The 14,645-nt window shown below is 41.4% G+C and carries 12 protein-coding genes and 2 tRNA genes; 7 read left to right on the plus strand and 7 right to left on the minus strand.

Going from position 1 to position 14,645, the window contains the following annotated elements; all coding sequences use genetic code 11:
- Positions 1–86: 86 nt before the first annotated feature.
- Positions 87–1,727 carry a LamG-like jellyroll fold domain-containing protein gene (locus tag AS005_RS01510; protein WP_101509927.1) on the minus strand — a complete coding sequence of 547 codons (1,641 nt, stop codon included), beginning with the start codon at positions 1,725–1,727 and terminating at the stop codon, positions 87–89.
- Positions 1,728–1,985: 258 nt separating this feature from the next.
- Between AS005_RS01510 and AS005_RS01515 the strand changes: the two genes are divergently transcribed.
- Positions 1,986–2,333 (plus strand): cupin domain-containing protein, encoded by a 348-nt coding sequence (locus AS005_RS01515; RefSeq protein ID WP_101509928.1) that lies wholly within the window; start codon positions 1,986–1,988, stop codon positions 2,331–2,333.
- On the opposite strand, the gene AS005_RS01520 is transcribed toward AS005_RS01515, so the two are convergent.
- On the minus strand, positions 2,330–2,944 hold the full coding sequence (locus AS005_RS01520) for a class I SAM-dependent methyltransferase (RefSeq protein ID WP_233186195.1): 615 nt from the start codon (positions 2,942–2,944) through the stop codon (positions 2,330–2,332). The two genes, AS005_RS01515 and AS005_RS01520, sit on opposite strands and share 4 nt — an antisense overlap.
- A 59-nt stretch (positions 2,945–3,003) precedes the next feature.
- On the opposite strand from AS005_RS01520, the gene AS005_RS01525 reads away from it, so the two are divergent.
- Positions 3,004–5,094, plus strand: coding sequence for an RND family transporter (locus AS005_RS01525; protein ID WP_101509930.1), 2,091 nt, complete (start codon positions 3,004–3,006; stop codon positions 5,092–5,094).
- A 123-nt stretch (positions 5,095–5,217) separates the two neighbouring features.
- On the opposite strand, the gene AS005_RS01530 is transcribed toward AS005_RS01525, so the two are convergent.
- Both AS005_RS01530 and ltaE read right to left on the minus strand, forming a co-directional pair.
- A tRNA-Met gene (locus AS005_RS01530) sits at positions 5,218–5,294 on the minus strand.
- A gap of 45 nt (positions 5,295–5,339) precedes the next feature.
- On the minus strand, positions 5,340–6,374 hold the full coding sequence (ltaE, locus tag AS005_RS01535) for a low-specificity L-threonine aldolase (RefSeq protein WP_101509931.1): 1,035 nt from the start codon (positions 6,372–6,374) through the stop codon (positions 5,340–5,342).
- A 96-nt stretch (positions 6,375–6,470) separates the two neighbouring features.
- Here ltaE and AS005_RS01540 point away from each other — a divergent pair.
- The 5 genes from AS005_RS01540 to guaB all read left to right on the plus strand — a co-directional run bounded on the left by AS005_RS01540 (position 6,471) and on the right by guaB (position 11,793).
- Positions 6,471–6,546: transfer RNA gene (locus AS005_RS01540), tRNA-Gly, on the plus strand.
- 105 nt (positions 6,547–6,651) lie between these two features.
- Positions 6,652–6,921, plus strand: coding sequence for a 30S ribosomal protein S15 (rpsO, locus tag AS005_RS01545; RefSeq protein WP_101509932.1), 270 nt, complete (start codon positions 6,652–6,654; stop codon positions 6,919–6,921).
- Between the two features lie 75 nt (positions 6,922–6,996).
- Positions 6,997–9,123, plus strand: a complete 2,127-nt coding sequence (gene pnp / locus AS005_RS01550) for a polyribonucleotide nucleotidyltransferase (protein WP_101509933.1) — start codon at positions 6,997–6,999, stop codon at positions 9,121–9,123.
- Positions 9,095–10,333, plus strand: a complete 1,239-nt coding sequence (locus AS005_RS01555) for a pitrilysin family protein (protein ID WP_101509934.1) — start codon at positions 9,095–9,097, stop codon at positions 10,331–10,333. The genes pnp and AS005_RS01555 overlap by 29 nt, the downstream gene beginning before the upstream one ends.
- An 11-nt stretch (positions 10,334–10,344) precedes the next feature.
- Complete coding sequence (gene guaB, locus AS005_RS01560) at positions 10,345–11,793, plus strand: IMP dehydrogenase (protein ID WP_101509935.1); 1,449 nt, start codon at positions 10,345–10,347, stop codon at positions 11,791–11,793.
- On the opposite strand, the gene AS005_RS01565 is transcribed toward guaB, so the two are convergent.
- The 3 genes from AS005_RS01565 to AS005_RS01575 are packed head-to-tail and all read right to left on the minus strand — an operon-like array spanning position 11,784 to position 14,645.
- Positions 11,784–12,839 carry a lipopolysaccharide assembly protein LapB gene (locus tag AS005_RS01565; protein WP_233186234.1) on the minus strand — a complete coding sequence of 352 codons (1,056 nt, stop codon included), beginning with the start codon at positions 12,837–12,839 and terminating at the stop codon, positions 11,784–11,786. The two genes, guaB and AS005_RS01565, sit on opposite strands and share 10 nt — an antisense overlap.
- Before the next feature lie 14 nt (positions 12,840–12,853).
- On the minus strand, positions 12,854–13,870 hold the full coding sequence (locus tag AS005_RS01570) for an AI-2E family transporter (RefSeq protein ID WP_101509936.1): 1,017 nt from the start codon (positions 13,868–13,870) through the stop codon (positions 12,854–12,856).
- A 1-nt stretch (position 13,871) separates the two neighbouring features.
- Positions 13,872–14,645, minus strand: coding sequence for an alpha/beta hydrolase (locus AS005_RS01575; protein WP_199203801.1), 774 nt, complete (start codon positions 14,643–14,645; stop codon positions 13,872–13,874).

The raw sequence follows: 14,645 nt of genomic DNA on the forward strand, positions 1-14,645 counted from the left end.
TAAGAAAAGGGGGACATCCCCCCTTTCTTATTCATCGTGTGGTATACCACATCTCATTTCAATTGCAGAGAAGCTTTTAAAATACTCTAGGTTTCCTTTTCTTTCAAAACGATTCTCACATCATCGATGATGTAAGTGTTTCCAAGAGCACCCGTTGCACCCGAAAAGCCTAACCCTCCATACGTAGTGTCAAGCTCGCCATGCCACTCCAATATCTTCTTTCCGTCGACGAAGACTAGAACACCTTCCTTGTCGACCGATATCTTCACCCTGTGCCATTTACCGTCGTTTATCGAACCTCCTGCTACCATCAAATGTTTGTCAACACTATCTTTTATAAGTGCCACATGACCTATTGAGCTGTCCCATATGTTCTGCCAATCATCAAACTCGATACCGTATCCTGGAACAGATCCACGCTCTTTTCTTTCGAATCCAAGGTATCCACCTTCATAAGGTTCATAATCTGTCTTTTTGTAAAACATAAAGACCATGCCATCCGCAAAGCCTCCAGCTGTTTTACATTTGAACTCGACAGTGAATGGAGATCTCACAGGATTTTTGAACCAAATGATTCCTACTTCTCCTATACCAGAAACCAGAACAACGTAATCTTCTGTAGTATCTCTGTAAGCACTTCCCACATATCTCCACATTCCCGTATCCACTCTAAAATCATCGAAAAACATCTTGACACTTTCTTTAGATTCCATGACCTTTCTTTCAGCTTCCTCACTTGGAATCGTAACTACAACTTCATTAGAGAGAGGCCCCACGAATCCACTATCTGTTTTAGCAGCCACTGCAAAATAATAAGTTCCCGGTTGAAGTGAGATATCGAACTCATTGACATCCCCAACCTCAATCGATTCGGTGTAACTTTTAGAACCTGTCCCGTAGAACACCACGTATCCAGCAGGTTCCGAGCTTTCTCCAAATTTCGTCGGAACAATTTGCACGTTGTAAATTTTAAATTCATCGTAAGTTCCAAGCATGCTGTGTGGACCGTATGGCCAATACCCTGGATCTTGCCCTAATGAGAAACTCTTCGATGTGCATATGTCTCCTTTGTACTCACCTCTTGCCCATTCTTCTCCGTTAACGTAAAGAATGTTACCTTTTGGTCCCCATGTGACAGTGAACTTGTACCACTTGTTCGGATCCCATAACCATAACCTGTGTTTCGCTGACCAACTTAAATGAACCTTATTTCCAACAACTTTTGCAGAGAGAGTTGGCCTGTTTGAAAGGCCCTTGGAAGCGCTATGCCATTTTTTGCCATCCCACATCTCCCAAACTATACTGGAATTAGGAGAATCTGGTTTCTTCCAATCCAGAGGGACCAAATAAAAGTTGAAAGAACCTCTAGGTGCAGCTCTCCAACCTATGTTGTCGAGTAAGAATAAACCGCTTGGAGGAGTGTAATTTCGATAATTTTTCCAACTCTCGTGTCTGTAGGAGTATATCTCGTATATATTGTTGGGAGGTTTCCAATAAAACTCAATGGATCCCTCAGAAGCAGGTAGAACACGCTCAGGGTATCTTACAAAACTGTCATCGGATTCAAAGTAGACACCCAAACCTTCGTACCCCTCAACAAAGGTGATGTTTCCATTGTCATTACCATAGGTTTCTCCTTCAAAAGAATCGATGAATACAGGTTGTGGGCTCGACAAAACTGTTGATAGAGTTAGAAGTAGTGAAAAGATGAGAAACCTTACCCACATACTTCACACCCCTTTCAAATCTTAAAATTTTCCAGGTGTTGAAAATATATCCCACGTCGCTGATAAAATAGTGTGGTTGCGAAAACCAAAGATAATCTGGTTATTCTCCGATTTGTCCTTTCTTTGACAGGTTTTTCTTGCCTTTTTAGAACAGATTCGGAATCTTGTTAACTATTTCTTAATTATACATTATACTTTTATTATATCCTGTTTGCAAGTTGATGTGTAATATAAGAAAAACAAGGGAGGTGTCTTACTATGGTAGTAAAATCTTCCAAGATCACTTTCGAAAAGGTTTTGAACATGAGAGGAGGAAAAGGTGAAGTCGAAATGGCCCATCTTCTTTCGCAAGAAACTATGAGAAACAAATTGCGTCTTTTTGCACTTATGAAACTCCCACCCAACTCTTCCGTTGGACTTCACAAGCACGAAGGAGAATTCGAAATATATTACATCCTCTCTGGAGAGGGAGTCTTTCATGACAACGGGAAAGATGTACCTGTGAAGGCAGGAGATGTGTGCTTCACAGATTCAGGAGAGTCTCATTCTATAGAAAACACGGGAGACAAAAATTTGGAGTTTCTGGCTATGATCGTGTTACTTTAAATTTTCTCTGCTCTGATCACAACAAAGGCTCCCTTGCCATATCCATCTTTGACAGGTTCAACAACAAGAACTTCGGTTGGGTGTTTGAAAAGAGTTTGGACTATTTTGAAATTTCCAAAGCCGGTTGTTCTCAATAGATCCAAGAGGTTTTCAGTGGAGAAAAAACGAGCGTTTCTGTAGAAAACACTTTTTTCTTTGTTTGCTTCGTACTCTTTTCCAAGAAAACTTTCCCTGTCCACGATCCCAACGATCACATATCCTTCTCTTTTGACAACCCTGTGCACTTCTTCTAATGCCTTTCTTGGGTTGTCAACAAAACAAATAGTTGTCACCATTATTGCAAAATCGAAACTTTCATCTTTCAGCGGCAATTTCTCTGCTGTACCCTTCAAGACAAATATGCCTCTTTTCCTCGCAACCTCGGCCATTTTTTTGGAAGGTTCCACTCCGATCTTTATCCCAAGAGGCACAGCAAATCTCCCCGTTCCAACACCTATCTCGATACCTCTTCCTTTCGGTAAAATCGACTTTACTGCTCTGAGTTCGGAGAGATAAACTAATCTATTTTTTAAGAACCATTCATCGTACTTCTTAACAAATTGATCAAACATGCTCCACACACTCTCACCCGCTTTCTAGTAGAATATTGACTGTTCGAGGAGGTGATGATGTGTTCAAAAAATACGTGATCTTTGTTTCCAAGAATAGGAAAAAGCTTTTGATTTTGGTTTTGTTTCTCAATATAATATCACTCATTGGACTCTTCAGACTCAATTTTTCGGTAGACTTTTCAATATTCATGCCTCAAAACTCACATCAGAAGATGTTATACGAAAAGATGATGAAAACTTTCGGAAGCGGTGAACAAATAGTAGTTATGGTGAAAATGGATATAGATCCCCTCAGCAAAAACGGCATTTCAGAGATCTTCAAAATAAAAGAGTTGCTCTCTTCCGTCGAAGAAGTAAAGGTGGTTATCCCGCCCCTTCCAGAGAAATTTCCAGTGGGCTTCAAGTTGGTTGAGACCAAGAATTTGAGTGATGATCAGTATCGAGAATTCCTAGATTATGTTCAAAATATGGGGGATCTTTCGAATATTAAGAAAACAAAGGAAGGTTTTTATGCTCTTTTTGTGGTTTTACCAAAAGAAACCGTTTCAACGGAGAAGATCGAAAAAGTGTTGGGAGGATACGTTTTTTATCTTTCGGGTACCCAGTACTTGGAAGAAAGAATCTTTCGATACCTCCTCTTCATGATTTTTTCTATCCCTCCCTTTGCAGTTCTCTTACTTTTAGGCGTTTTCAGACTTCAAATGGGGAGTTTTAAATTCGCTTTATTCGCTTTGATACCAGCAGGACTCGCTGCTTTATGGACCTTAGGAACTATCATGGGATGGCTTGGGCAGGATCTTTCTGTGATTACCGTTTTGGTTCCCATCTTTACTATTGTAATGGGAAGTGCCGATGGTTTGCATTTTGTTTCCCACTTTCTAGAGAAGAAGAGAGAGGGAGAAACAACACTCGATGCGTTGGAAAAAACACTTGAAAGTGTGGGACGTGCTATGATTCTGACCACCTTAACCACGATGGCAGGTTTCTTATCCTTCCTCACACTGAACTCTCAATCGATGAAACAGATGGGAGTTCTAGCCGCAACAGGTGTGGGACTTGCCGGAATTTCTACTTGGATCGTGCTCCCTTTGATTCTAATGGGAATAGAAGAAGTGAAAATTTCTGAGAAGCAAAATTTCGTTTTTTCAATTTTTCAAAAATTATCAAAACATGCTTGGCTTGTGACGATTGGTGTGCTCTTACTCTTCATCCCCGGGCTGTTTTTACTGAGAGCTGATTTGAACATCCTGAAACTCTACAAGAGTTACACGGAAGTCAGGAGAAATGTCGAAAAGATAGAAGAAGTCTTTGGAAGAGCGTTACCTGTTTACGTAATATTCGAATCGCAAAACATCTTCGAACCATCCTTCGCGCAAAGGGTGTTAACACTCAGAGAAGAGCTTCGAGATCATGGTTACGCTATGTTCTCTGTTTACGACATTATAGAAAAACTGAACGAACGTCTTTTCAAGGAGAAAGGATATCCGAGATTACTTGCAAGAGCTTTGATCATAAAGAGATTTCTTCCAGAAGAATACCTCGAAAATTTCATCTCAGATAACAAAGGAAGAGCACTTATCTTTTTGAACGATTTGGATAAAGACACCCTTGAAGAAGTTTCAAATATCGTAAAAAAACACGGTCTTGAAGTAACCGGCATACCGTTTATAGTAAAAGAAATGAACGACACAATAGTTCCACAACAGGTTGAATCACTAATTTTGGCAATCGGTATGGTCTTTCTCTTACTCGTTTTGTTCCAGAAAAGCTTAATCCAATCTGCAAAAGCAATAGTTCCTGTAAGCATTTCTCTAGTTTCTTTATTCGGTTTCATGGGACTCACTGGAATCCCTCTCAATCTCATCACAGCCAATATGGGGGGAATCGTAATAGGAGTGGGAATAGATTACGCAATCCATGTTGTTGAACTATACAGGTATTACAAAAATATAGAGAAAACGGTGAGAATGGCCTCCATTCCTGTGCTCACAAACGCTTATGGTCTGGCTGTTGGTCTTTCCGCTCTTCTCCTGTCTCCTTTCACTTTTCATGCATATCTTGTTGCGATCATGTGGATAACGATGACTATAAGCTCCTTTACGAGTCTAGTGGTTTTACCAAAACTTCTTCAGAGGAGATATCGAGAATAAGCGTGATCAGCTTTGGCGTGAATTGTAGCAACCTCCCGAATTTGAGAGAAGGTGATGGATTTGATATTAGCGTGTGATACTTAAAACAAAAAAGCCTTCGGGGTACCCCGAAGGCTTTCAAGCTGGTAGCGGGGGTGGGATTTGAACCCACGACCTTTGGGTTATGAGCCCAACGAGCTACCAGACTGCTCCACCCCGCACCGTCTAATTCCGTTTTTATAATATAGCATCCCCTCTGGGAATTGTCAAGAACCGTACATTCTAAACACCTCTTCAAACGCGTTCAAGGATTCTTCGATGTCCCTTCGTGTTACATCTTTGTGTGTAACCAATCTCACTGTTGTGTCAGAGATCACACTCACAAGAATTTCGAAATCCTTCATAATTCTCTGAAATTCTCGAGCCGTGACCCTTATGTTATCAGTTCTCAGAAGAACTATGTTTGTTTCCACTTGATCTGGATCAACAATGTACCCAATCTTTCTTAGTTTTCCCGCTAAAAATTTTGCGTTCTCGTGATCCTCCTTGAGCCTGTCAACCATCTTTGTTAAGGCAACTATACCAGCTGCTGCTAGAACTCCCGCTTGTCTCATGCCACCTCCAACCATCTGCCTCATTTTTCTAGCTTTTTCAATGAAGTCTTTACTCCCTACCACCACAGAGCCCACTGGGGCACAGAGTCCTTTTGACAAGCAGAACATAACAGAATCAGCATATTTGGCGTACTCCTTAACTGATATCCCAGAAGCCACAGAAGCATTAAAGATCCTCGCGCCGTCCAAATGAACATTGAGGACACGTTCTTTTGCTATTTCGTAGATCTCTTTCATATTTTCTAAAGGAATGACCCTTCCCCCAGCGAAATTGTGTGTATTCTCTATCGCTATCAAAGAAGTTCGCGGACGATGAATATCGTAAAACACAATAGACTTCTTCACCATATCAGGATCCAGCACACCGTTTATCCCTGAAAGAGGATAGGGCATCACACCGCAGAGAGCAGAGATAGATCCCACTTCATACAAGAAAATGTGACTTTTGGCTTCAACAATCGCTGACTCTCCTCTTTGAGTAAGAGCCATGATACTCACCAAATTACCCATGGTGCCACTTGGAACGAAAAGAGCCGCCTCTTTGCCGAAAATTTCAGCAGCCAAAGTTTCGAGTTCGTTCACGGTTGGATCCTCACCGTACCCATCGTCACCAACCTTCGCCTCCATCATCGCTTTTCTCATTTCCAGTGTAGGCTTTGTGACGGTATCCGAACGAAGATCCACCATGATATCCCCTCCTTATAATCTAATCTTAACAGCTCAACTGTGTGATGAATCCCTTGAATCAACGGTTCAACATATGATAAAATACAAATTGAACAAGCGGGTGTAGCTCAGTTGGTAGAGCACCAGCTTCCCAAGCTGGGGGTCGCGGGTTCGAATCCCGTCGCCCGCTCCACTTTCCCGGCATGCGCCGGGGTATATTTTTGTGGTATAATCAACTTCGACCCCAACCTGGGATAAGCCTGGGTTGGAGGAGACTAAAGGGTGGAGGTGTTTTACGGTGGCTCTTGATCCTGAAAGAAAGAGCGAGATCATCAAAGAATTTCAGATTCATGAAAACGACACTGGATCTGTTGAGGTTCAAATCGCACTTCTCACAGCAAGAATTAAACATCTAACAGAACATTTGAAAGTTCATCCCAAGGATTTTCATTCCAGAAGAGGGCTCATGAAGATGATTGGAAGAAGAAGAAAACTTTTGAAATATCTCCGACGGACTAAACCAGAAGTTTATCGGGAACTGATCGCTAAGCTAGGAATTAGAAAATAAAATTCTGAGAAGGGGGAAGCGGGCACCATGCCCGCTTTCTGATTTGAATTATTCGTAGAACGAGGTGATGAAAGCATGAAAGAATGGCGAAGAGAGATTTTGGGAAAAGAACTCGTGGTGCAATATGGGAAAGTAGCAAAACAATCCAGTGGTTCTGCTCTTGTCAGATTCGGAGACACGGTTGTTTTAGCAACTGCCAATATTTCTGACAAAGTGATCGAAGGTATAGATTTCGTCCCACTGACCGTTGAATTTCAAGAAAGATTTTATGCAGCTGGAAAGATCCCCGGAGGTTTTATAAAAAGAGAAGGGAAACCTAGCGAATCTGCAATACTTTCTGCCCGATTGATCGACAGGCCGATCCGACCTTTGTTTCCCAAGAAACTCAGAAATGAAGTGCAAGTGGTTGTAACCGTCCTGTCAGCAGATCCAAACGTTCCGCCCGATGTGGTTGGGATATTTGCTGCTTCGCTCGCTTTGAATTTTTCCAAAGTTCCTTTCGAAGGAATCGTCGCCGGAATAAGAATAGGATACAAAGATGGTCAATTCATAGCATTGCCAAGTGAGGAAGAAGTCGAACAGGGATCAATGGATATCACGGTTGCCGGCACAAAAGATGCAGTTACTATGGTTGAAGGAGAAACCAAAGAAATTTCTGAAGAAGATATGGTCAAAGCATTGCGATTTGCACATTCAGTCATAAAAGAACTTGTCGCCTTTCAAGAAGAGATACTCGCAGGGTTCAACGTCGAAAAACTAGTTGTTGAAGAACCTGAACCTCCGGAAGGGCTTGTTGAAGTGTTCAACAGTCTTCTGAGTAAAGAAGAGATCGAAAAAAGGATTCTTGTGAAAGCAAAAAAAGAAAGGGAAAAAGCATTGAAAGAGTACGAAGAGACTCTCCTAAATCAAATTGCGGAGACATTGTCAGTAACAGATCCAGAGGAAATAAAACCATTCGTCTCGGATCTCTATGAGGAAGCGGTTAAGAAGACAATGAGAAGGATGATTGTGGAAAAAGGAATTAGAGCTGACGGAAGAAAGCCAACGGAAATCAGACCGATAACTTGTGAGGTGGGTCTCTTCCCGAGGACTCATGGTTCAGCTTTGTTCACAAGGGGAGAAACGCAGAGTCTGGGAATTGTAACCCTTGGCGCTCCAATGGATGTACAGATAATCGATACACTCCTCGAAGAGGGTGTGAAAAGGTTTATGCTCCACTACAACTTTCCACCATTTTGTACAGGTGAAGTCAAACCATTGAGGGGACCGAGTAGAAGGGAAATCGGCCACGGTCATTTGGCGGAAAGAGCACTGAAAAACGTGCTTCCCCCAGAGGAAGAGTTTCCCTACACCATAAGAGTTGTGTCCGAAATTCTCGAATCAAACGGATCCTCCTCGATGGCAACGGTATGCTCCGGTTCCCTTGCACTCATGGACGCGGGGGTTCCGATTAAAAAACATGTAGCAGGAATAGCAATGGGACTCATTCTCGAAGAAGATGCAGAAGTCATCCTCACAGATATCATTGGTATGGAAGATCATTACGGTGACATGGATTTCAAAGTGGCAGGAACAAGAGACGGAATCACCGCTTTCCAGATGGATTGCAAAGTCTCAGGTGTTTCCGATGAACTTTTGATGAAAGCACTCATGCAAGCTCGTGAAGCAAGAATGTACATACTCGATAAGATGTACGAAACGATATCTTCTCCAAGGCCTCACCTTTCTAAGTACGCACCGATAATAAAAGTTACTAAGATAGATCCAGAAAAAGTGGCAGACGTCATAGGACCTGGCGGCCGAGTTATAAAGAAGATCATAAAAGATTACGATGTGAAAGTGGAAATCGACGATGAGACCGGTTTGGTAAAAGTTGTTGGAAGTTCAGAAGAAAACGTTGATAAAGCCATATCCCTCATAAGGGAAATAGCGAAAGAAATCGAAGTAGGTGAGATTTTAGAAGGGAAGATCACGAGAATAGAACCTTATGGGTTGTTTATAGAGGTACGACCTGGTAAAATTGGACTGCTTCATCAAAGTAAAGTTGGAGAAGATATGAAGCAATTCTTGAAAAAAGTCAAAGTGGGTGATACGATAAAAGTACAAGTTATCAATATAGACGATCTCGGTAGATTGCAGTTCAAACGCGTTAGAGAGGAGGAAAAAACACTCCATGGAGAGTCACACAATAAACGGCGTTGAAGTTTTTATCATTCCATTCGACAAGGCGCGGACTGTTTCCTGCGCCTTTTTAATTAAAAAAGGGTCAGTTCATGAACCTGACGAACTCGCAGGAATATCTCACTTCATAGAGCACATGGCATTTAGGGGAACAAAAAATTATGACCATTTTTCTTTGAAATATACAGTGGAAGTGGTGGGAGGTAATCTGAACGCATTTACAGATAAACTCGTGACCGCTTACTACGCCAAAGTTCCAGAGTTTCATCTCGAAAAGACCGCAAATGTTTTGAAAGAGATCACGTTTCATCCCATCTTTTCTCCGGAGGACACGGAGATAGAAAGAAAAATCATACTCGAAGAATACAAAATGTCTCAAGACGATCCTACCAGTAAGTTGTTTGATACTCTAATAGAGACTGTTTGGCCAGGAGCGTACGGCAGGCCGGTTATAGGGCGTGAGGAGACAATAAAGAGGATTTCTGCGGAAGATCTCAGGAAATATCATCGAAGAAACTACAATCTTTCGAATACAAAGATTGTCCTCGCCGGGAAAGTTAATAACGATTCCTTGAAAATCCTTGAAAGGGAATTGAAAAATGTGAGAAAAGGTAGGAAAGAAAAAGCACAACCATCTTCTCCTGTTTTCCGTTACACCGATCCTAAATACATTCCGAGGAACGATTTGGAACAAGTGCACATTGCCGTCGCGAAGCCTGTCTGTGGCAGGAACGAAAGAGATTTTTATTCTCTCTTGGTTTTGAATACCGCTTTGGGAAGTGGGATGAGTTCCATTCTTTTCCACGAAATAAGAGAAAAAGAAGGTTTCGTTTATGAAATATTTTCTCAATTTTACACCTTGAAGGAAACAGGAGTTCTTCTCATTTATGCTGCCCTTTCTCCGGAGAAGATCGACGAATTTATGCAGAAGTTGAGGGAGATTTTATCTAAAGAGGAGCTTTTCATGAGAAACTTCGATTATGGAAAAATGAGATACCTTGGAAAGCTCGAAATGATAACAGATAATCCATCAGGAGTGATGAGTTTTGTGATCGACAATGTAACACACGATTCCACCGAAACTCTCGAAGAAAGAGTAGAGAAAATAAAATCCGTTTCACTAGGAGATTACAGGAAGGCTTTCGAACGGTTCATCACGGGAAAGTGGAGTGTATTTGGAATAGGGCCCGATTCCGGAAAAATCCTGGAAAGATACAATTTGATAGTTTAAGGAGGGATGTGATGAAAGAGGCACTAACTTTTGATGACGTTCTTTTAGTTCCTCAGTACAGCGAAGTGCTCCCAAAAGAGGTGAAGATAGATACTAGACTCACCAGACAACTTCGAATAAACATTCCACTTGTGAGTGCCGCGATGGATACTGTTACTGAAGCCTCTCTCGCGAAGGCTTTGGCGAGAGAAGGAGGAATAGGTATCATTCACAAAAATCTCACACCCGATGAGCAGGCTCATCAGGTTTCTATAGTAAAAAAGACAGAAAACGGGATCATTTACGATCCCATAACGGTAACACCTGATATGACAGTGAAAGAAGCGGTTGAGTTGATGGCCGAATATAAAATAGGGGGGTTACCTGTCGTCGATGAGAGTGGAAAGCTTGTCGGACTGCTTACGAACAGGGATATAAGGTTCGAGAGAAATCTTTCGAAAAAGATCAAAGACTTGATGACCCCCCGCGAAAAACTTATCGTGGCTTCTCCAGATATTTCTCTTGAAAAAGCGAAGGACATTTTACATGAACACAGAATTGAGAAACTTCCTCTGGTTTCGAAAGAAGAGAAGCTTGTTGGATTGATCACAATAAAAGACATTCTCAGTGTTATTGAGCATCCCAACGCTGCCCGGGACAACAAAGGGAGACTTCTCGTCGGTGCGGCCGTAGGAACGGGTCCAGATACTATGGAAAGAATTGAGAAGCTTGTTAAAGCGGATGTAGACGTGATAGTCATTGATACCGCACACGGTCATTCCAAGAGAGTCATAGAAACACTCGAAATGATAAAAGCAAATTACCCGGATCTTCCTGTGATCGCAGGAAACGTTGCCACTGCGGAAGGAACGGAAGCGTTGATAGAAGCAGGAGCAGATGCTGTGAAAGTTGGTGTCGGTCCAGGTTCCATTTGTACTACAAGAGTAGTGGCGGGAGTTGGTGTTCCACAGCTCACAGCTATCATGGAATGCTCCGAAGTAGCAAAGAAGTATAATATTCCAATAATAGCAGATGGTGGCATTCGATACTCTGGTGACATAGTCAAAGCTTTGGCTGCTGGTGCCGAGAGTGTTATGGTAGGGAGCATATTCGCTGGAACGGAAGAAGCTCCCGGTGAGACTATCTTGTATCAGGGAAGGAAGTACAAAGCGTACAGGGGAATGGGAAGTCTCGGAGCAATGAAATCTGGAAGTGCCGACAGATACGGACAGGAAGGAGAGAATAAATTTGTTCCCGAGGGAATAGAGGGGATGGTTCCTTACAAAGGCACCGTAAAAGATGTGGTCCACCAACTCGTAGGAGGTCTAAAAGCTGGTATGGGTTATGTAGGCGCAAAAAACATAAAAGAACTTCAGGAAAAAGCTGTTTTCGTTAAGATAACACCAGCAGGTGTGAAAGAGAGCCATCCACACGATATAATCATCACCAAAGAGGCTCCGAACTATTGGATTCAAACTTGAGAAAGCTTTTTTATGATTTCGTATTCTTTCATCGCTTCCTCGTGCATACCGAGCTCTTCATAAAGATGAGCAAGTTTGAGTCTGAGTTTTACGTTTTCAGGATACTTTTGGAGCAGCTTCAGATAAAGAGAAGCTGCTCTTTTTTTTGCACCGAAAATTCTATATATCTGTGCTCTGAAACGAGAGGAAAAAAAGAACAAGAAAGGCAGAAAAAGTATCAAAAGATAATAATAACGATGATCTTCACTATTTTCCCTTTTAACTTTTGAGGAGAAGACAAGCAGTTTTTTTCTGAGTTCCTCTTTGGGAATAGTTAACTTTTCATATTCAGTGACGAGTTCTTCCAACTCTTTAGGAGATGACGAAGCTGATAATTTCGCGGAGAGAAGAAAATAATTCCTGAGTTCTTCTTCCAAATCACTTGGTCGATTGTAACCTAGCATCCTGGCTATTTCAAAAAGTCTTAACATATAAGGATAGTTTTTCTCTTGCAAGGGCATTTTCTCAACGTTAGAAACAATTTTCTCTCCCAATTCTTTCGAATTTTCAATCTTAGAAAGTGCTGTTATGAATTCATAGGAAAGCAAAAAAGGATCCTCAAAAAACCTCTCGATGAGTTTTGAAACGAACGATTCAGGATCTTTTATTCTGAGAGGAATCCCCAATTTCCAAAAAGAAGGATAAATCAAGATATCTTCTACACTTTGAAGATCTTCTATGAACGATTTGAGATCCGGGAAAATCTTTTCTAGCAACTTCGTTTCTTTCGATGAAAATGTTTTGGGAAAAGTTTTTAACTTTTTCAGGAAACCTTTTAGATCCTCCGAAACGATCTCTTTGGCTAGAAAAGGATACTTCTCCACCAAGTGTTTCTTAGCAAACAGAAACTCCCCCACCTTTTCGATATCCGGATCTTTTGGATGTCCCTTCACATAATCAAGAAACATATCGATAGCTTTATCAAGATTTTCTCTCGAGATGTTCTTTATTTTATCAAGAGAAGTGGCAAAAAGAAGAGAAAAAGCAAGAAAAAAGAGAAAAACCACTTTTCTCAAAAAAATCACCCCGTCTCCAAAAGGGGTTCAAGAAATTTCCTCCAAAAAACTTTGAAAAATAGTGCCAAAGGAACTCCTACAAAGGATCCAAACATACCAAAAAGTTTCCCAAAGAACAAGATAGAAAGGATTATGTAAACAGGATTCAATTTCTCCAGTCCTTTCATCATTTGAATGAAAACGACAAACGCGACTGCATGAATGATGATGGCAAAAAGCACTATCAAAAGGAAACCTTTCAAACCAAGTGTGAGTGAAAAAAGCAGAACGGGAACGTATTCGAGAACTACTCCAACAATTGGTATGAAATTCGTCACAAACGCCCAAAGACTGATAATGGCACTGTATTTCAAATCAAAAATCTCAAACACTATCCAATAGGAAACTCCGATGATGAGGGCGTTTATAAATATAACTCTTATGTATCTTCCCATGCTACTGTAGACACTTAACAAGAAATTTTTCGCTTCCGTCCTGGCGCTTTTTGGGTAAATCATAATGAAAAAATCCGCGATTTCTCGCGTGTAAAACAGAGCGTACCCCAATCCAAAAAGTGTGAAAACGATCACGGTGGTAACGGAAAGAAAATTAGTGGTCGCAAGTGAGAAGACGTAGTTTAAAAGATCGTTGAGTTTTGGTTCTAAAAATGACATTATTTTGTCGAAAACAGGTATCAACGCAGGGGATTTTATGTAATCCTTCCAAACTTTATTTTCGAAGACTCCCGTTATGAATTCAATGAAGTTCCCGAATTCGTTGAAAACAGGCGGAATTATAACGTACAAAGAGTAGATCATGACGAAAAAGAACAGAAGAAGAGCTATTACTCGAGAGAAATGCCTCCCAAACTTTATTCTCTCTAGGAAACGAACCACTGGATCTAACAATAGAGTAAAGAACATCATCATGGTAGTGACCATGAACACGTCTGGAAACAACTTGAATATTACGAAAGCTATCAAAATATAAAGCGTGGTGAAGAAAAATGCTTTATCTTCGAGTATCTTTTTGAAAGCTATCAAATTATTCCCTCCCGAGTTTTTCAAGACTCCATTCTACGATCTTTCGATAGAACTCTTTGTGATGCTCTGGATCTTCAAACAATTCGTGATAACCTCCTGGAAATGCCACTAGATCTTTTTCAGTCTTTAAAGCTTCGTAAAACCTTTTACTCCCTTCGAAAGATACCACTCTGTCGTCCGTTCCGTGAAGTATAAGCACAGGAACTTTTATCTTTTCTGCATCGCGGTACACCTTCTTCATATGGGTTAACATATCCGACGCCAGCTTGAAAGAAATTCTATCGTGTACAAGAGGATCCTTTATGTAAGCCTCCACTGCTTCTTTGTTCCGAGAAAGATCGTTCGGATCTATGTTGTTGCTCATCGTGAGAAATGGGACAAAAAGAGAGAAAAACCTGACAAACATCACAAGAAAAGGTGAGGGGTGGTCTGGAAGAGAGAGTGCGGGGGCAGACAGGATTAACCCCTTCAAATTACCAGGCTGAAAAGTCTGAACATACCTCGCACTCAATAACCCCCCAAGACTGTGCCCAAAAAGAACGTACTTTTCGAGATTGCGGGTTATATCTTGGAGCACCTTGAAAACCTCTTCGAAAGGAGTATGACCTCGTTTTCCAGGTGCTTTTCCATGCCCCGGAAGATCGAACGTTATCACCTGAACTCCCTCTGATACGAACTCCCTTACAAGTCTTTTATATCTCCCTGAGTGTTCCCCGAGACCGTGAACTATCACAACGGTTCCTTTCCAATTTTCACCGTGCTTTTGCACGTTCAT

This window comes from Thermotoga sp. KOL6 (assembly GCF_002866025.1).
In the GTDB taxonomy this organism is placed as follows: Bacteria; Thermotogota; Thermotogae; order Thermotogales; family Thermotogaceae; genus Thermotoga.

Bases quoted from the DNA above. Each gene is read 5' to 3' on its own strand.
- AS005_RS01520 (WP_233186195.1), bottom strand. From the start codon at position 2,944: ATGTTTGATCAATTTGTTAAGAAGTACGATGAATGGTTCTTAAAAAAT.
- AS005_RS01575 (WP_199203801.1), bottom strand. From the start codon at position 14,645: ATGAACGTGCAAAAGCACGGTGAAAATTGGAAAGGAACCGTTGTGATA.
- ltaE (WP_101509931.1), bottom strand. From the start codon at position 6,374: ATGGTGGATCTTCGTTCGGATACCGTCACAAAGCCTACACTGGAAATG.
- guaB (WP_101509935.1), top strand. From the start codon at position 10,345: ATGAAAGAGGCACTAACTTTTGATGACGTTCTTTTAGTTCCTCAGTAC.
- AS005_RS01555 (WP_101509934.1), top strand. From the start codon at position 9,095: ATGGAGAGTCACACAATAAACGGCGTTGAAGTTTTTATCATTCCATTC.
- AS005_RS01515 (WP_101509928.1), top strand. From the start codon at position 1,986: ATGGTAGTAAAATCTTCCAAGATCACTTTCGAAAAGGTTTTGAACATG.
- pnp (WP_101509933.1), top strand. From the start codon at position 6,997: ATGAAAGAATGGCGAAGAGAGATTTTGGGAAAAGAACTCGTGGTGCAA.
- AS005_RS01510 (WP_101509927.1), bottom strand. From the start codon at position 1,727: ATGTGGGTAAGGTTTCTCATCTTTTCACTACTTCTAACTCTATCAACA.